17 protein-coding genes and 1 riboswitch are annotated in these 16,669 nt (G+C 73.4%); of the genes, 9 read left to right on the top strand and 8 right to left on the bottom strand.

The window, feature by feature from the left end:
- Positions 1 to 177: 177 nt before the first annotated feature.
- Positions 178 to 753, bottom strand: a complete 576-nt coding sequence (locus ACZ55U_RS05560) for a TerD family protein (protein ID WP_465522720.1) — start codon at positions 751 to 753, stop codon at positions 178 to 180.
- Positions 754 to 933: 180 nt separating this feature from the next.
- Complete coding sequence (locus ACZ55U_RS05565; protein WP_465522722.1) at positions 934 to 1,431, bottom strand: hypothetical protein; 498 nt, start codon at positions 1,429 to 1,431, stop codon at positions 934 to 936.
- Between the two features lie 100 nt (positions 1,432 to 1,531).
- On the opposite strand from ACZ55U_RS05565, the gene arfB reads away from it, so the two are divergent.
- Positions 1,532 to 1,966 carry an alternative ribosome rescue aminoacyl-tRNA hydrolase ArfB gene (gene arfB / locus ACZ55U_RS05570; RefSeq protein WP_465522724.1) on the top strand — a complete coding sequence of 145 codons (435 nt, stop codon included), beginning with the start codon at positions 1,532 to 1,534 and terminating at the stop codon, positions 1,964 to 1,966.
- Between the two features lie 9 nt (positions 1,967 to 1,975).
- On the opposite strand, the gene ACZ55U_RS05575 is transcribed toward arfB, so the two are convergent.
- Positions 1,976 to 2,503 carry a flavin reductase family protein gene (locus ACZ55U_RS05575; protein ID WP_465522726.1) on the bottom strand — a complete coding sequence of 176 codons (528 nt, stop codon included), beginning with the start codon at positions 2,501 to 2,503 and terminating at the stop codon, positions 1,976 to 1,978.
- Positions 2,504 to 2,874: 371 nt separating this feature from the next.
- Between ACZ55U_RS05575 and ACZ55U_RS05580 the strand changes: the two genes are divergently transcribed.
- Complete coding sequence (locus ACZ55U_RS05580) at positions 2,875 to 4,638, top strand: GGDEF domain-containing protein (protein ID WP_465522728.1); 1,764 nt, start codon at positions 2,875 to 2,877, stop codon at positions 4,636 to 4,638.
- A gap of 186 nt (positions 4,639 to 4,824) precedes the next feature.
- Complete coding sequence (locus ACZ55U_RS05585; RefSeq protein WP_465522730.1) at positions 4,825 to 5,841, top strand: carbohydrate-binding protein; 1,017 nt, start codon at positions 4,825 to 4,827, stop codon at positions 5,839 to 5,841.
- A 125-nt stretch (positions 5,842 to 5,966) separates the two neighbouring features.
- Here ACZ55U_RS05585 and nagA read toward each other — a convergent pair whose 3' ends face one another.
- Entirely contained in the window at positions 5,967 to 7,148 is a 1,182-nt protein-coding gene (gene nagA, locus ACZ55U_RS05590; protein WP_465522732.1) for an N-acetylglucosamine-6-phosphate deacetylase, read from the bottom strand.
- Positions 7,145 to 8,092: an ROK family protein gene (locus ACZ55U_RS05595; RefSeq protein WP_465522734.1), complete on the bottom strand. Its 948-nt coding sequence runs from the start codon at positions 8,090 to 8,092 to the stop codon at positions 7,145 to 7,147. The genes nagA and ACZ55U_RS05595 overlap by 4 nt, the downstream gene beginning before the upstream one ends.
- A 330-nt stretch (positions 8,093 to 8,422) precedes the next feature.
- Here ACZ55U_RS05595 and ACZ55U_RS05600 point away from each other — a divergent pair, with 330 nt between their 5' ends.
- Positions 8,423 to 9,703 carry an extracellular solute-binding protein gene (locus ACZ55U_RS05600; RefSeq protein WP_465522736.1) on the top strand — a complete coding sequence of 427 codons (1,281 nt, stop codon included), beginning with the start codon at positions 8,423 to 8,425 and terminating at the stop codon, positions 9,701 to 9,703.
- 44 nt (positions 9,704 to 9,747) lie between these two features.
- Here the strand turns inward: ACZ55U_RS05600 and ACZ55U_RS05605 are convergent, their stop codons facing one another.
- On the bottom strand, positions 9,748 to 10,098 hold the full coding sequence (locus ACZ55U_RS05605; RefSeq protein WP_465522738.1) for a cupin domain-containing protein: 351 nt from the start codon (positions 10,096 to 10,098) through the stop codon (positions 9,748 to 9,750).
- Between the two features lie 102 nt (positions 10,099 to 10,200).
- Between ACZ55U_RS05605 and ACZ55U_RS05610 the strand changes: the two genes are divergently transcribed.
- Both ACZ55U_RS05610 and otsB read left to right on the top strand, forming a co-directional pair.
- Positions 10,201 to 10,464 (top strand): DUF3263 domain-containing protein, encoded by a 264-nt coding sequence (locus tag ACZ55U_RS05610; protein ID WP_465522740.1) that lies wholly within the window; start codon positions 10,201 to 10,203, stop codon positions 10,462 to 10,464.
- A 62-nt stretch (positions 10,465 to 10,526) separates the two neighbouring features.
- Positions 10,527 to 11,351 (top strand): trehalose-phosphatase, encoded by an 825-nt coding sequence (gene otsB / locus ACZ55U_RS05615; RefSeq protein ID WP_465522742.1) that lies wholly within the window; start codon positions 10,527 to 10,529, stop codon positions 11,349 to 11,351.
- On the opposite strand, the gene ACZ55U_RS05620 is transcribed toward otsB, so the two are convergent.
- Together ACZ55U_RS05620 and ACZ55U_RS05625 are read right to left on the bottom strand one after the other, a co-directional pair.
- Complete coding sequence (locus ACZ55U_RS05620) at positions 11,338 to 12,804, bottom strand: alpha,alpha-trehalose-phosphate synthase (UDP-forming) (RefSeq protein WP_465522744.1); 1,467 nt, start codon at positions 12,802 to 12,804, stop codon at positions 11,338 to 11,340. The genes otsB and ACZ55U_RS05620 overlap by 14 nt on opposite strands.
- 38 nt (positions 12,805 to 12,842) lie before the next feature.
- The gene (locus ACZ55U_RS05625; protein ID WP_465522746.1) at positions 12,843 to 13,844 is read right to left on the bottom strand and encodes a glucosyl-3-phosphoglycerate synthase; all 1,002 of its coding nucleotides are present in this window, start codon (positions 13,842 to 13,844) and stop codon (positions 12,843 to 12,845) included.
- A gap of 149 nt (positions 13,845 to 13,993) precedes the next feature.
- Positions 13,994 to 14,128, top strand: a riboswitch (SAM riboswitch).
- Between the two features lie 16 nt (positions 14,129 to 14,144).
- Between ACZ55U_RS05625 and thrC the strand changes: the two genes are divergently transcribed.
- From thrC to ACZ55U_RS05640, 3 genes are all read left to right on the top strand, one after another.
- Positions 14,145 to 15,425, top strand: a complete 1,281-nt coding sequence (gene thrC / locus ACZ55U_RS05630) for a threonine synthase (RefSeq protein WP_465522748.1) — start codon at positions 14,145 to 14,147, stop codon at positions 15,423 to 15,425.
- A 62-nt stretch (positions 15,426 to 15,487) separates the two neighbouring features.
- Positions 15,488 to 15,766, top strand: coding sequence for a ubiquitin-like small modifier protein 1 (locus ACZ55U_RS05635; RefSeq protein WP_465522750.1), 279 nt, complete (start codon positions 15,488 to 15,490; stop codon positions 15,764 to 15,766).
- 538 nt (positions 15,767 to 16,304) lie between these two features.
- The gene (locus ACZ55U_RS05640; RefSeq protein WP_030289665.1) at positions 16,305 to 16,508 is read left to right on the top strand and encodes a cold-shock protein; all 204 of its coding nucleotides are present in this window, start codon (positions 16,305 to 16,307) and stop codon (positions 16,506 to 16,508) included.
- Positions 16,509 to 16,669 lie beyond the last annotated feature (161 nt).

The following is a 16,669-nucleotide window of genomic DNA, read 5'->3' on the forward strand; positions in this document are numbered from 1 at the left end:
CCACGCCCCCCCCCCCCCCCCCTCCCCTCCCCCCCCCCCCCCCCCCCCCCCGCCCCCCCCCCCCCCCCCCCCCCCCCCCCCCCGCGGCGTTTCCCGTGGGTGCGCCGGATCCGGTGCGTCGGTTCCGGGCGCCTCGGATCCGGACGGTCAGATCCGGACGCGTCAGATCCGGACGCGTCAGATCTGGACGCCGAAGTCCTGGGCGATGCCCGCCAGGCCCGAGGCGTAGCCCTGGCCGACGGCGCGGAACTTCCACTCGCCGTTGTTGCGGTAGAGCTCGCCGAAGATCATCGCGGTCTCGGTGGCGGCGTCCTCGGTGAGGTCGTAGCGGGCGATCTCGGCGCCGCCGGCCGCGTTCACCACGCGGATGTAGGCGTTGCGGACCTGGCCGAAGTTCTGGCCGCGGGCGACGCCGTCGTAGATGGTGACCGGGAAGGTGATCCTGGCGGCCTCGGCCGGCAGGCCGGCCAGGTTGACGTTGATCGACTCGTCGTCGCCCGCGCCCTCGCCGGTGCGGTTGTCACCGGTGTGCACGACGGTGTTGTCCGGCGTGCTGGTGTTGTTGAAGAACACGAAGTGCGCGTTGGACAGCACCTTGCCGTTGGCGTCCAGGACGATCGCGCTGGCGTCGAGGTCGAACTCGGTGCCCGTGGTGGTGCGGACGTCCCAGCCCAGGCCCACGCTGACCGCGGACAGGCCCGGGGCCTCCTTGGTCAGCGAGACGTTGCCACCCTTGGAGAGGCTCACTGGCATGACGATTGAAGTCCCTTCGTTCGCTTCGTGCGCTTTTCCCCGGGACAACGCAATGGTCCGGCGGCTTGGTTCCGCAGGGGCCGTGAATTCTTCGTGCGGGCCCGCCGGGAGCCGCCGGGTGCGCCGGCCGGATCGCCGATCAGGCGTCAAACCGAGGGCAAAGCACGGGCAAAGCGCTCGTCAGATCCGCCGGAACCGGCCCTGGAGCGACCAGATGGCCGGATTGTCGGCCAGGTCGGGGTGCATGTCGAAGAGATCGGCCAGGGTGTCCTGGAGGAAGTCCCGGGCCTCGCGCCGCAGTTCGCTGTGCCGGACCACCACCGGAGGCTCGTCCGGCAGCCAGGTCGCGGTGACCTCCACCCAGTTGAAGCGGCGGGCGAAGCGCAGCAGTTCGGTGTTCTGGGTGAAGTCGAGGTCGGCGGTCTGCACCCGGGCCGCCCGGCTGCCGTCCGGGTCGCGGTCCAGGTGCTCGGCGATGTCGCACAGCGCCCAGGCGAAGTCGAGCACCGGCACCCAGCCCCAGGCGGTGGACAGTTCCGAACCCTCGCCGTCCAGGTAGACGTCGCCGCAGAACAGGTCGTACCGCAGGGCGTGCACGGACGCGGTGCGGTAGTCCGTCTGCGGGGGGTCGGGGAAGCGGTTGGACAGGGAGTAGCCGAGCTCGATCACGTACGCCATTGTCGGGGCTCGCGGCGCCCCGGACTAACCCGGGGCCGGGGAGCGGACGGGCCGGCGATAACCGGGTGACCGCGGGGGCCCGGGGCGCGATGATGGGGGCATGTCCGAGCCCATCCGCGTACGGGGGTCGGTGGTCGTCCCCGACGCCGAGCTCGTCTGGCGCTTCTCGCGTTCCTCCGGCCCCGGCGGCCAGCACGTGAACACCTCCGACTCCAAGGCCGAGCTGCGCTTCGACCTGGCCGCGACCCGGGCGCTGCCCGAGGTGTGGCGCGAGCGGGCGCTGGAGCGGCTGGCCGGGCGGCTGGTGGAAGGCCGGGTGCTGGTGATCCAGGCCTCGGAGTTCCGCTCGCAGTGGCGCAACCGGGAGGCGGCCGCGGCCCGGCTGTCGGCGCTGCTGACGGAGGCGTGCGCGCCGCCGCCGAAGGCCCGGCGGGCGACCAGGCCGAGCCGGGGGATGGTCGAGCGGCGGCTGTACAACAAGCGGCACCGCTCCGAGCTGAAGCAGGGGCGCCGGGCGCCGCGCGGCGGCGAGTAGCCGGGCGGCTCAGCCCAGGGCGCGGTAGCCGCCGCGGAAGTAGAGCAGCGGACGGCCGCCGGGGTCGGGCACCGCGGCCTCCAGGACGCGGCCGAGCAGCAGGGTGTGGTCGCCCGCGGGTATCCGCTGCTCGGTGCGGCACTCGACGGTGGCCAGCGCGCCGTCGATCAGCGGGGCGCCGCTGCGCGGGCCGCGGTGGTGCGCGGTGTCCGCGAACAGCAGCCGGTCGCTGAGCCGGCCCTTCATGGCGAACCGGGAGCCGAGCGTCTTCTGCCCCTCGGCCAGCACCGAGACCGCCCAGGTGTCCGCCCGGGTGAGCACCTCGTCCATCCGGGAGTCCTCGCGGACCGAGATCAGCACCAGCGGCGGCTCCAGCGACACCGACAGGAAGGACGTGGCGGTCATGCCGACGTCCTCGCCGTCGTCCGGGTCGTGGACGGTCACCAGGCTCACGCCGGCGGCGAGCTGGGAGAGGGCTGCCCGGAACTCGTCGGGCGTGGCGTGGGGGGCAGCTTCGGGCTGCGGGGACGGGTACACGTACCGCACGGTAGCCGGGGTCCGGGGGAAACGGCATCGGGCCTTGGTCGTAGGACCGCAGGACCGGCCGAAGGGTTGCGCCCGGTGGCCGAACTCACCCCCAGGAGTGAAGCCGCCCGGTCGGCGGGCCCAGTCGGCTTCAGCCTGGGGCCAATGCGGTCGACCACGAGAAATGTTCCGATGGGGCCGAATGTCCCGCTCTGGGGCGGATGAACTGATTAAGGGCGCATTAGTGTTGTGTGATTTAAGTCACAAGTGACGGCCTATTGCTGACCGAGCGTGCCGAGCGCTGTGCTCCCTGTGATTCAGTTCTTCTGGCAATCGGACGATAACCAATCAAGAACTATCCGAAGAAGCCGGGGAGCCCCCGCATGGAAGCCGAGTCGGAGCCGTACGTCCGTCTCGCGACCCTCCGCACCTTGCACCGGGTCGTGGCGGACCTCAACGCTGCCCGCAGCCTCGCTGGCACCCTCCAGGCCGTCGTCGAGGGCGCGGTGCACGGGCTCGGCTTCGACGCCGCCGCGGTCAGCCTGGTCCGGCCGGACGGGGACCTCGTGGTGGCGGCCGTCTGGGAGCTGGAGGAGAGCCCGATGGGCGGCCCCTCCGTCCTGCTCGGCCAGGTCGGCTCCCGGGAGTCCTGGGACCGGCTGCTCGGCGTCAGCGACCACTGGGGCACCCTGCGCTTCCTGCCGTACGACCGCGGCTGGGCCGTCGCCAGCGACATCCCGCGCTGGATCGGGGACGGCCCGCTGCCGGTGTACGCCAACGACTGGCACCCCGCCGACGGGCTGCTCGCCCCGATGTACAGCGCCGGCGGCGACCTCCTCGGCGTCCTCTCGGTGGACCGCCCCCGCAGCGGCAAACGGCCCGGGGCGTGGACCCGCGAGGCGCTGGAGATGTTCTCGCTGCAGGCCTCCATCGCGATCGGCAACGCCCGGCTGCGGGCCGAGATGCAGCGCGCGCTGGCCCGCCTGGAGAAGGAGCAGCAGGCGCTGCGGGCCAGCGAGGAGAGCTTCCGCCAGGCCTTCGAGTACGCGCCCAGCGGGATGGCGATCACCGAGCTGCACGGTGCCGGGCGCGGCCAGCTGACCAGGGTCAACGACGCGCTGTGCCGGCTGCTCGGCCGGCCCCGGGCGGTGCTGCGCCAGCAGAGCTTCGCCGACCTCGTGCACCCGGACGACCGGGCGCTGCTGGAGCGCACCAGCGCCGAGAGCGGGCGCGCGGAGCTGCGGCTGTCCCGGCGGGACGGCGGCTACCAGTGGGTCTGCCTGCGCAACTCGATCGTCGCGGACGCGGCCGAGGGCCCGAGCTTCCTGCTCACCCACGTCGAGGACATCGAGGACCGCAAGCGGCACGAGCTCCAGCTCGCCCACCGGGCCAGCCACGACGCGCTCACCGGACTGCCGAACGGTGCCGAGCTCAAGGCCCGGCTGGCCCGCCGGCTCTGTCCCCAGCCGCAGCTGGTCGGCGCCACCGGCCCGGCCGAGGCGGCGGCCTGCCCCCAGCCGTACGGCTACCCGGCCGACTCCTACGGCGGGCACCGGGCGGAGGGCGCGGACCCGTACGCGGGGCCGGCGCACGGCTACGGACCGCCCGAGGCGCTCGGCCCGGGCTACGGGGAGCACGTGCACGCGGTGGTCCCGGCCGAGTACGGGCCGGGCGGCGACGCCTGGTCGGCGCCGTTCCGCTCCGGTGGCGCGGCGACGGTGGACAAGGGGCTCGCGGTGCTCTTCTGCGACCTGGACGGCTTCAAGTCGATCAACGACCGGTTCGGCCACAACGCGGGCGACGCGGTGCTGGTCGAGGTCGCCCGGCGGCTGAGCCAGGCGGTGCGCGACGGCGACACGGTGGCCCGGCTCGGCGGCGACGAGTTCGTGGTGCTGGCGGACGGGATCGGCCGCGAGGAGGCCAAGGACCTCGCCCACCGGCTGCGCGGCGCGATCATCCCGCCGATGCGGATCGACGGCCGGGCGATGCGGGTCGGGGTGAGCCTCGGGGTCGGCTGGGCCGGCTGTGGGATGAGCATCGAGGAGGTGCTGCACACCGCGGACGAGCGGATGTACGACGAGAAGCGCGCCCGGGGCGGGGCGGTGCGCGGAGCGCGCGGCGAGCGCTCGCACCGGCGCGCGGGTTAGCGTCCGCCCCGCGTGCCCGGAGGTGCCCCGGATGCGGGGGCCTCCCTGGTCGGGCCGGGTTACCCGTGAGTTGTCAAGGGTTCTTTTCCCCCTGTCAGGTACGACAGGTAGGGTTCCCGGTACGACAGCGTCCATGATCTGCGCCGCCCGCAGCCGGCGGCGCACCGGATGGGGGAGCAGAGCACCGTGACGACCGCCGGCAGCAACGGAGTGCCCGAGGGCCAGGGGGGCGGTGCCCCGCAGGACGACGACCCGTTCGGCTACCTCTACCGCCCGGCCGACGGCTCCACCGGGCAGCCGGCCGAGCCGCAGCCGGGGGTCCCGCGGACGTCGTACAACCGCCCGATGGAGGTCGGGCGCGCGCAGTACGGCTACCCGCAGGGAGCGCCGCCGCGGGCGCCCCAGCAGCCCCAGCAGCCGTACGGCCAGCCGGGCATGCCGCCGCAGGGGTACCCGGGCGGCCAGCCGCAGCCCCCGTACGGCGGTCAGCCCGGCGTGCCGCAGCAGCCCGAGTACGGTGGCGCACCCGTCCAGCAGAACCGCTACGCCGAGCACTCCCGTCCGCAGCCGGGCGAGGAGCCCCGGGGCAGCGGCCGGAGCAAGGGCGCGGTGATCGGCGCGGTCGCCGTGATCGCGGCGATAGCGATCGGCGCCGGGATAGCGCTCTCCACCGGGGACCAGGACGACGGCAAGGAAGCCAAGGGCGGTGTGGCGTCCACCGCCCCGCCGGCCCCCACCACCCCGGCGCCGACGGCCACCTCCGCGAGCGCGGCGCCCTCCGCGAGCCCGATGGCCATCACCGGCCCGGTGTCGGTGGACGCGAGCCAGCTCCAGGGCCAGAACGCGCCGTCCGGCAACAGCGTCAAGGGCGCCAAGTCCGCCGACGGCGGCTACCTGACGCTCCAGCCCGGCGGCACGGTGACCTGGACCGGCGAGGTCGCGACGGCGGGGACGTACAAGCTGACGGTGCACTACAACTACACGGGCGGCGGAGAGTTCAAGGGCGGCGCCACGGTGAACGGCAAGGACTGGCCGAGCGGGGTGACCTACAAGACGTACGGCGGCGCCAAGGACCCGGCGTCCTCCTGGTTCACCACCTGGATACTGCCGCAGTTCCAGACCGGGTCGAACTCGGTGACCTTCACGGTGCCCGCCGGGGCGTCGATCCTGATCGACCAGATCACCATCGAGCCGAGCGGCTGACCGGGCCCCGCACGCACCACGGCCGCCCGTCCCCGAGGGGGAGGGCGGCCGTTCGCGTCGTCCGGCGGATCTGACGGCCTGGCACCGCGTCGCCCGGCGGACCTGACGGTCTCGCGCCGCGTCGTTCAGACGGACCTGACGGCCTCGAACTTCTCGCCGCCGAGGACCCAGCGGCCGCGGCGCATCACGGCGACCAGGTCGTAGCTCCGGGAGTCGACCACGACCAGGTCGGCGAACTTGCCGGTCTCCAGGGAGCCGATCGAGTCGCCCAGGCCGAGCAGCCGGGCCGGGGTGGCGGACAGCGACTCGACGGTCTGGCCCAGGCTCAGCCCGTTGACGGTGACCGAGCGCTTGAACGCCACGTCCAGGGTGAGGGTGGAGCCGGCGATCGCGCCGCCCTCGACCAGCCGGGCGACGCCGTCCTTGACCTCGACCTGGAGCGGGCCGAGCGGGTAGAGGCCGTCGCCCATGCCGGCCGCGCCCATCGCGTCGGTGATCAGGGCGACCCGGCTCGCGCCGGCGGTGCCGTAGGCGAGGTCCAGCACGGAGGGGTGCAGGTGCACGCCGTCGTTGATCAGCTCGACGGTGACCCGCTCGTCCTCCAGCAGCGCCACGATCGGGCCGGGGGCGCGGTGGGCGATGCCGGGCATGGCGTTGAACAGGTGGGTGGCGACGGTGGCGCCGGCCTCGATCGCCTCCAGGGTGGTGGCGTAGTCGGAGTCGGTGTGGCCGACGGCGGCGATCACGCCGAGGTCGGCGAGCATCCGCACCGATTCCAGGCCGCCGGGCAGCTCGGGGGCGAGGGTGACCATCTTGGCGTGGCCGCGGGCGGCGTCGACCAGCTTGCGCACCAGGGCCGGGTCCGGGTCGCGCAGCAGGTCGGGGCGGTGGGCGCCGCAGCGGTTGTGGGAGATGAACGGGCCCTCGAAGTGGATGCCGGCCAGGACGCCGTCCTCGACGAGTTCGGAGAGGACGTGCGCCTGGCGGGCGACCTCGTCGATCTCGCCGGTGACGGTGGAGGCCACCGTGGTGGTGGTGCCGTGCTCCAGGTGGGTGCGGGCGGCCAGCAGCGCCTCCTCGGCGATGCCGGAGGTGTACGCGGCACCGCCGCCGCCGTGGACGTGCAGGTCGACGAAGCCGGGGACGACGGTGTACCCGGTCAGGTCGAGGTCGCCGGGCAGGGCGTCGCCACCGAGGCCGGCGATGCGCTCGCCCTCGACGGAGAGGCGGTCGCCCTCGACGACGCCGCCGGGCAGCACCAGTCGGGCGCCGGCCAGGGCGGTACGGTCACGGTCCGCGGTGGTCACGCGGTCACCTCCAAGGAGAGCAGATCCCAGGCGAGCAGGCCCGCGCCCAGGGACGCTGCGGTGTCTTTGAGCATGGCGGGTACGACCTCGGGGGGCATCTGGAAGGTCAGCCGCTCGGCGACCGCCGCGCGCAGCGGAGTGAAGAGGGTGTCGCCGGCCTCGGCCAGCCCGCCGCCGACGATCACCGTGGACGGGTCGAGCAGGCTCTGGGCCACGATGATCCCGTCCGCGAGGGCGTCGACGGCCCGCTGCCAGACCGCGAGCGCGCGCTCGTCCCCGGCGTCCACCGCGGCGGCGCAGGATGCCGCGTCGGCGTCGGGGTCGCCGCTGGCCTCGGCCCAGGCGCGCGAGACGGCGGAGGCGGAGGCCAGCGTCTCCAGGCAGCCGCGGGCGCCGCAGCCGCACCGGGGGCCGCCCGGGCGGACCACGACGTGGCCGATCTCGCCGCCGTAGCCGTGCGCGCCGGACTCGATCCGGCCGTCGATGCCGATGGCGCCGGCGATGCCGGTGCCGAGGGCGACGAAGATGAAGCGGTCGACGCCGCGGCCGGCGCCGAGTCGGCCCTCGGCCAGGCCGCCGGAGCGCACGTCGTGGCCGAGGGCCACCGGCATCGCGCCGCCGTCCGGCCCGGACAGGCGCTCGCCGAGGAGTTCCCGCAGCGGGAGCTCGCGCCAGCCGAGGTTGGCGGAGAAGACCGCGATGCCGTTCTTCTCGTCGATCGTGCCCGGGACGGCGACACCGGCCGCGAGCGGGGCGACGCCGAAACGGCTGAGGCCCTCGTCCGCCAGGTCGGTGGCGAAGTCGAGGATGGCGGCGACGACGGCGTCCGTGCCGTGCTCCCGCCCGGTCGGTCGGCGTGCTTCGAACAGCACGGAGCCGTCCTGGGCGAGCAGCGCGGCCTTCATGCCGGTGCCGCCTACATCGAGTGCGATGACGTGCTTCACGGAGGACAGTTTCCCTTGGTCGGGTCGAAGAGGTCTAGTCCAGTTGTCGGATTGGTCTGGTCCATATTGGGTGAGCTTTGTCGCAGCTGCGGCGTGTGGGGGGCTTTGCGTCCGGTGCGGACGGGGCGGCACGGGTGGGGAGCCGGGGCGGGGGCCGTGTTGCGCATCGTGCAACGACTCCGGGCACTTCGATAACTCCTGGGGCGGTCCGGGCCGCTGGTGTGGACCGGCGGTCGGCGGGTTTGACAGTGTGGCGCCTCCCCCCGCCGGATGCCCCCGTTCCGGTCGGCTTTTCTGCTCGTACGCATCCCCCCGAAGGCGGTACCCGCGTTGAACAGGCGCGCCCACGTTCCCACCCGTGTGCTCGGCGGTGCGCTGGCCGGAGCACTGGTGCTCATCGCGGCCAGCGCGTGCGGCGGGCAGGGCGACGGGACCGTCACCCTGAGGCTGGTCGCGGCCGACTACGGGGAGAGCCCCGAGACCAGCTCCCAGCACTACTGGGACGGGGTCGTCAGGGACTTCGAGGCGGCCAACCCCGGGATCAGGGTCAGCGTCGAGGTGGACTCCTGGACCGAGATCGGCAAGAAGGTCGAGGACATGATCGCGGCCGGCAAGTCGCCGGACCTGCTGCAGACCGGCGGCTTCGCGGACCAGGTCGCGGCGGACCGGCTGTACCCGGCGTCCGACGTGCTCTCGCTGGAGACCCAGGCCGACTTCCTGGAGACCTTCTCGCACACCGGGCAGGTGCTCGGCACCCAGTACGGCATCCCGTTCGTGTCCTCGTCGCGGGTGCTCTTCTACAACAAGGCGGTGTTCCGCCAGGCCGGGATCGCCCAGCCGCCGACCACCTGGAGCGAGCTGCGGCAGGCCGCGGAGAAGATCAAGGCCAAGGTGCCGGGGGTGACCCCGTACGGGCTGCCGCTGGGCCCGGAGGAGGCGCCGGCCGAGTCGATGCTGTGGACGCTGAGCGGCGGCGGCAGCATCTCCGACGACGTGGGCAACTACACCATCGACAGCGCCCAGAACCAGGCGACGTTCGGCTGGCTCAAGAACAACCTGGTGGCCCCTGGCCTGACGTACCCGGACCCCGGCAAGGTGAACCGCACTCCGGCGTTCCGGGACTTCGCGGCCGGGAAGGTCGCGATGCTGAACGGGCACCCGACGCTGCTGCGGATGGCGACCGCCGGGAACGTCGAGTTCGGGACGGCGCCGATCCCGAAGAAGGACGGCGTGGGGCGGACCGGCAGCCTCGGGGTCGCGGACTGGATGACGGCGTTCAAGGCGAACGGGCACAAGAACGAGATCAAGAAGTTCCTGTCGTTCGTCTATGCCAAGGACAACCAGCTGAAGTTCGACGAGCAGTACAACCTGCTGCCGGTCACCCAGGACGCGTTCGACCAGATGGCCTCGGACCCCAGGCACGAGGACCTCAAGCAGTTCGCGGTCGGGCTGACCAACGCGAGCTTCTACCCCTTCGGGGACCCGGCCTGGGGCGTGGTCAGCGACCGGATCAAGGCCGGGATCGGCCAGGCGGTGACGGGGGACCCGAAGCAGGTGCTCGGCGGGCTCCAGGACGCGGCGACGCAGGAGGCCGCGAGGGTCCGCAAGTAGGACCGGGGCGCGGGGAGGCGGCCCCGGTCCGGGGGCGGGCCCGCTCAGGGCAGGGTGATGGCGTAGGCCTTGCGGAGGGTCTCGTGGACCGTCCAGGTGGTGCGGTCGCCCTCGCGCAGCACCGCGCAGTCGCCGGGGCCGACCTCCAGGGTCGGGCCGCCCTCGATCTCGATGGTGGCCCGGCCGCTGAGCACCACGAACATCTCGTCGGCCTCGACGTCGGTGACCACGCCCGGGGTGATCTGCCAGAGGCCGCGCAGCTGGCGGCCGTCGGCGGACTCGGACAGCACCTTCCCGGTGACCTCGGGGGTGCCGGAGAGGATCTGGGACGGGTCGAGCGGGTCGGGGTCGAGGTCGGCGGTGGGGATGTGCACGGCGAAGCTGGGCGTGGTCATGGGGGCGACGTTAGTGCGGACGGCGGCCCGGCGGGGAGAGCAGTGTGTGTCGGGGTCGCGCGGGAGAATGACACTCCGTAGTGGTGGGCGGAGGTGTTCTCGATGGGCGAACCGGGCGAGCGGGCCGAGCGGGCCGAGCCGGGCGGGCTGGACGAACGGGACCGGGCGGTGCTGGCGCTGGAAGGACGGCAGTGGCGTACGGCCGGGGCGAAGGAGCGGGCGATCCGGGAGGAGCTGGGGCTCTCCCCGACGCGGTACTACCAGCTGCTGAACGGGCTGCTGGACCGGGAGGAGGCGCTGGCGCACGCGCCGGTGCTGGTGAACCGCCTGCGACGGATCCGGGAGGCGCGCCGGGCCGCCCGCTGACGGACCCGGCGGGTGCGGAGGCGCGGGCTTCGGGGTAGGGCTTTCGTATGGGTTTTCAAGAGATGTTCGTACCGGGAACCGAGGCCGGACGGGACGGGGTGCGGGCCGTGCTGGCGGCGCCCGGGGACGCCGTGATCGGGCTGGACTTCGACGGGACGCTGGCGCCGATCGTGGCGGACCCGGGGCAGGCGCGGGCGCACCCGGGGGTGGCGGGGGCGCTGCGGCGGCTGACCTCCGTGGTCGGCGCCGTGGTGGTGGTGACCGGCCGGCCGGCCGCGCTGGCGGTGGAGTACGGCGGGTTCGCGGACCTGCCGGGCGTGGTGGTGCTGGGCCACTACGGCGCCGAGCGGTGGGAGGACGGGAGGCTCTCGGCGCCGGAGGTGCACCCGGGGGTGGTGCGGGCGCGGGCCGAGCTGCCGCGGGTGCTGGAGCGGGTGGCCGCGCCGGAGGGGACCTGGGTGGAGGACAAGGGCCGCTCGGTGGCGGTGCACACCCGGCGCACGGCGGCGCCGGAGCAGGCGCTGGAACTGCTGCGGGCGCCGGTGGAGGAGCTGGCGGCCGGGCACGGGCTGGTGGTGGAACCCGGGCGGCTGGTGCTGGAGCTGCGGCCGCCGGGGGTGGACAAGGGGGCGGCGCTGACCGGGTTCCTGCGGGAGCGCGGGGCCCGCTCGGTGCTCTACGCGGGGGACGACCTGGGGGACGTGGCGGCCTTCGCGGCGGTGGAGAAGCTGCGCGGCGAGGGCGTGGCCGGGGTGCTGGTGTGCGCCGGCGCGGTGGGGGACGCGCCGGTGCGGGAGCTGGCCGACCGGGCGGACCTGGTGGTCGCCGGGCCGCAGGGCGTGGTGGAGCTGCTGGAGGCCCTGGGGGAGGCGCTCACAGCGCGTTGAGCTGGTCCAGGAACCACTGCTGCGGGGAGAGCGCGGTGGCCGCGGCGGCCAGGCGCTTGGTGCGGTCGGCGCGCTCCTCGTGGCTCATGGTCAGGCCGGCGTGGAGGGCGTCGGCCGTCGCGATGACGTCGTACGGGTTGACGGTGAGGGCGTCGTCCGCCAGCTCGGCGTGGGCGCCGGCCTCCCGGGAGAGCACCAGCGCGCAGCCGTGGTCGGAGACCACCGGGACCTCCTTGGCGACCAGGTTCATGCCGTCCCGGATGGGGTTGACCAGGGCGACGTCGGCCAGCCGGTAGGCGGCGAGGGAGCGCGGGAAGTCGTCGTCGACGTGCAGGAGCAGCGGCTGCCAGCCGGGGGTGGCGAACTCGGCGTTGATGGCGGCGGCCAGGTCCTGGACGGCGGCGGTGTAGTGCCGGTACTCGGCCAGGTCGGTGCGGGACGGGTAGGCGAAGGCGATGTGCACCACCCGGTCGTGCCACTCGGGGCGGGTGCGGAGCAGGTGCCGGTACGCCTGGAGACCGCGCACGATGTTCTTGCTGAGCTCGGTGCGGTCGACCCGGACGATGGTGCGGCGGTCGCCGACGGCCTCGCGCAGGGCGGCGAGGCGCTCGTCCACGTCGGGGCGGCGCGAGCGTTCGCGCAGGAAGTCGCCGTCGGCGCCGAGGGCGTGGACGCCGAGGCGGGTGGTGCGGCCGTCGTGGGTGACGGTGAGCGCGTCGTGGTCGACGGTGGCGCCGAGGAGGTCCGCGCAGCAGGCGGCGAAGGCGCGGGCCCAGCGCTCGGTGAGGAAGCCGGCCCGGTCGGCGCCCAGGATGCCGGTGAGCACGGCCCGGGCGACGTCGTCGGGCAGCAGCCGGTAGTACTCGGGCGGGGCCCAGGGGGTGTGCGAGAAGTGGCCGATCCGCAGGTCGGGTCGGGCCTCGCGGAGCAGGGCCGGGACCAGCGACAGGTGGTAGTCCTGGACGAGGACCGCGGCGTTCGGGGCGGCCTCGCCGGCCAGGGCCTCGGCGAAGGCCTCGTTGTAGGCGCGGTAGGCGGCCCACTCGGTGCGGAAGCGGGCGTCGAAGGAGGGGGCGGTCGGGGTCGCGTAGAGCAGGTGGTGGACGAACCAGAGGGTGGAGTTGGCGACGCCGTTGTAGGCGCGGGCGAAGGTCTGCGGGTCTATGTCCAGCATCCGCACGGCCTGCCCGCCGACGTCGTGGCCGGCCCGGTCGAGGCGGCCGTCGGGGGCCTCGGCGGCGGCTCTGCGGTCGGAGTCGTTGAGGGCGGCGCAGACCCAGACGGCGTTCGGGTCGTCGATCGCGGAGAGGCCGGAGACCAGCCCGCCGCCGCCCCGCCGCAGGGTCAGCGTGCCGTCGACGGTGGTGCTGAAGGACACCGGTCCCCGGTTGGAGGCCACCAGGACGGGGGCGGTGCCGGTCTCGCTCGAACGGTTGGTCGTGAGATCGCCCATGGTTGGCATGTTGCCGGGGGTACGGGGCGGCAAACCCGTCAGTGGCGGGCGGCGTACTCGGGGACGGTGTGCATCGGGGGGCGTTCCCGGGCGGTCACCGGGTGGGTGTGGGCGGTGAAGGCCCGGGTCCTCGGGTCGCGGGTGAACTGGGTGAGGTGGGGGTGGACCAGGTCGGCGGAGGCCTTGAGGCGGTGGGTGCGGTCGAGGCGTTCGAGGGCGGTCCGGTAGATGGTGGCGGCCATCCGGCCGAGGGCCTGGCCGTCCTGGTGGCGGTGGTGCCGGACGCCGACGTCCACCTGGGCCAGCGCGTCCAGGCCGGCCAGCTCCAGGGCGTCGACCAGCAGTCCGAGTTCGACGCCGTAGCCGGTGGGGAAGGGCAGCCGTTCGAGCAGTGAGCGGCGGGCCGCGTACTCACCGCCGAGGGGCTGGACGAAACCGGCGAGTTCCGGCCAGTGGAGGTTGAGCAGGGGCCGGGCGACGAGTTCGGTGACCCGGCCGCCGCCGGCCGGCAGCACGGCGCCCTCCGACTCCAGCGGGCGGTCGTACATGGCCTTGACCAGCTGGATGGACTCGTCGGTCAGCAGCGGGCCGACGATGCCGGAGACGAAGGCCGGGTCGAACTCGCGCAGGTCGGCGTCCACGAAGCAGACGATGTCGCCGCGGGTGACCAGCAGCGAGCGCCAGAGCACCTCGCCCTTGCCGGGGACGGCGGGCAGCCGGGGCAGGATGGCGTCGCGGTGCTCGACCCGGGCGCCGGCCTCGGCGGCGACGGCGGCGGTGTCGTCGGTGGAGCCGGAGTCCACCACGACGAGTTCGTCGACCAGCGGCAGGCGTTCCATCAGCTCGCGGCGGATGGTGCGGACGATGTCGCCGACGGTGGCCTCCTCGTCCAGCGCGGGCAGGACCACGCTGACGGTGCGGCCGGTGCGCTCCTTGGCCGCGAGGAGGGTGCTCACCGGCCGGTCGGCCGCGCTCCAGGAGCGGCGGCGCAGCCAGGACGCCGCCTGCGGGAGGAGCTCGGGGGTCGGTTCGGCGGGCACGGAAGTCTCCTCGGCGGGGTCGGGTGGAACGGGTCATCTCGCGTGGCGGACAGTCCCGTTCATGGGTTGACGCCTTCGGATACAGTCTTCGTACAGCGGTCGGACCTTCGCACGCCGGGGTCGCCGTTGAGCACCACCACAATTTCACAAGCTCATCCAGAGGGACTGAGGGAACGGCCCGTTGACGTCCCGGCAACCTTCCCGCCCGGCTGTCGTCACAGGCCCCGGCGGGACAGGTGCCAATTCCGGCCTGTGGCGCGACCGCGCCACGGGGAAGATGAGGAGAGAGGCCTCGCCATCATGGCTATCGACACCGCCGCACCCGTTTCCGTGGACCTCGGCCCCGCCGCCGCCCTGTCCTGTCGGGAGTGCGGCACCCGCTTCCCGCTCGGCCCCAGCTTCGCCTGCCTGGAGTGCTTCGGCCCGCTGGAGATCGCCTACGAGTTCGGCGGTGAGGGCGCCGAGGAGCTGCGCAAGCGGATCGAGGCCGGCCCCACCTCGATCTGGCGCTACGCGCCGCTGCTGCCCGTCCCGGCCGACGTGGCCTCCAAGCCCAACCTGAACCCGGGCTGGACCCCGCTGGTGAAGGCGGACAACCTGGGCCGGGAGCTCGGCTTCACCGCCCAGCTGCACATCAAGGACGACTCGGGCAACCCGACGCACTCGTTCAAGGACCGGGTGGTCGCGTGCGCGATCGAGGCGGCCCGGGCGTTCGGCTACACCACGCTCTCCTGTTCCTCCACCGGCAACCTGGCCGGCGCGGTGGGCGCGGCGGCGGCCCGGGCCGGGTTCCGCTCCTGCGTGTTCATCCCGCACGACCTGGAGCAGGGCAAGGTCGTCATGGCCGGGGTGTACGGCGGCGAGCTGGTCGGCATCGAGGGCAACTACGACGACGTGAACCGCTTCTGCTCGGAGCTGATCGGCGACGCGGCCGGCGAGGGCTGGGGCTTCGTCAACGTGAACCTGCGGCCGTACTACGGCGAGGGCTCGAAGACGCTGGCGTACGAGATCTGCGAGCAGCTCGGCTGGCGGCTGCCGGAGCAGATCGTGATCCCGATCGCCTCGGGCTCGCAGCTGACGAAGATCGACAAGGGTCTCCAGGAGCTGATCAAGCTCGGCCTGGTCGAGGACCGGCCGTACCGGATCTTCGGCGCCCAGGCCGAGGGCTGCTCCCCGGTGTCGGCCGCGTTCAAGGCCGGCCGGGACGTGATCAAGCCGGTCAAGCCGGACACCATCGCCAAGTCGCTGGCGATCGGCAACCCGGCCGACGGCCCGTACGTGCTGGACATCGCCCGCCGTACCGGCGGCGCCGTGGAGGACGTCACGGACGCCGAGGTCGTGGCCGCGATCCGGCTGCTGGCGCGGACCGAGGGCATCTTCGCCGAGACCGCGGGCGGGGTGACCGTCGGCGTGCTGAAGAAGCTCGTCGAGACCGGACAGCTGGACCCGGCCAAGGAGACCGTCGCGATCAACACCGGCGACGGCCTGAAGACCCTGGACGCCGTCTCCGACGCCGGGATGACCGCCGTCATCCGCCCGACGCTGGACGCCTTCCGCGCCGCCGGCCTCGCGTCCGCCTGAACCGCCCCGGAACCCACCCCCGCAAGGCAGGCCCCGCGAGGCCGGCCCCCGCAAGGAGAGTCATGAGCGCCAACGTCCGCATCCCCACCATCCTGCGCACCTACACCGGCGGCGCCGCCGAGGTGACCGCCGAGGGCGCCACCCTGGCCGAGGTCATCGCCGACCTGGAGCGCAACCACCCCGGCATCTCCGCCCGCATCCTGGACGACACCGGCAAGCTGCGCCGCTTCGTGAACGTCTACGTGAACGACGACGACGTGCGCTTCGCCGAGGGCCTGGCGACCGAGATCAAGGACGGCGCCGGCGTCTCGATCATCCCGGCGGTGGCCGGCGGCTGCTGAGCCCACGCGGTGACCCGCGGTCGCCCGCGCGTACGGAATTCGGCTCTCCGTACGCGCGGGCGGCCGTTCGCATTTCGGCGGGAATATTTCCGGGTCGAGTCGGAGTAGAGTGTCGCTCGGCTGGGAACAGGGATTCCCTTTCGGCCCGCGCGGTGCTCCGCCCCAGGGCGTTCGGCCGGTGAGACCGGCCCGTGAAACATGTCAGGCAGCTGTCAGAATTCCGTCAGGCATTTTGGGTAATTCGTCCGCTATGTCCGGCGTGGAATGCCGAGATCATTCCGATTCGGCCCGTACTGTCCGCTGACGCCCCGGCGGAATTACCGGCGGTTGGCCCTGTTGCAGAGGGCGTCGATCCGGATACATTCAGCGGCGGTCGACGCAATCACCCGCTCGCCGGAAGCCGTCTGGCGTCCTGAGCGGTCGGTTGCGGCGTGCACGGCTGCGCCCAGGGGGGGTTCCCCGGGCCGGCCTTCAAACCAACCCGGGCCCGCGACCTGCGGGCCCGTGAAGGGCCAGCACAGCACTAGGGGAGTTCGGAATGGCTCAGGGCACCGTCAAGTGGTTCAACGCGGAGAAGGGCTACGGCTTCATCGCGGTCGACGGTGGTGCGGACGTCTTCGTCCACTACAGCGCGATCCAGATGGACGGCTACCGCACCCTCGAGGAGGGCCAGCGGGTCGAGTTCGAGATCTCTCAGGGACAGAAGGGCCCGCAGGCGGACATGGTCCGCGCCGCGGTCTGACCCCTTCCGACTCCAGGAGCTCGGCGCGGCCCCACGGCTGGTGACCACTCGCTTCTCGACGGGCCCGCACGACGCGTGTCGTGCGGGCCCGTCGGCGTTCCCGGACGGCCCCGGCGGCGGCTCGCGGATCGGCGGCAGGGCTTGCACTCGACCACCCGGAG

This window comes from Kitasatospora sp. NPDC034533 (assembly GCF_055575155.1).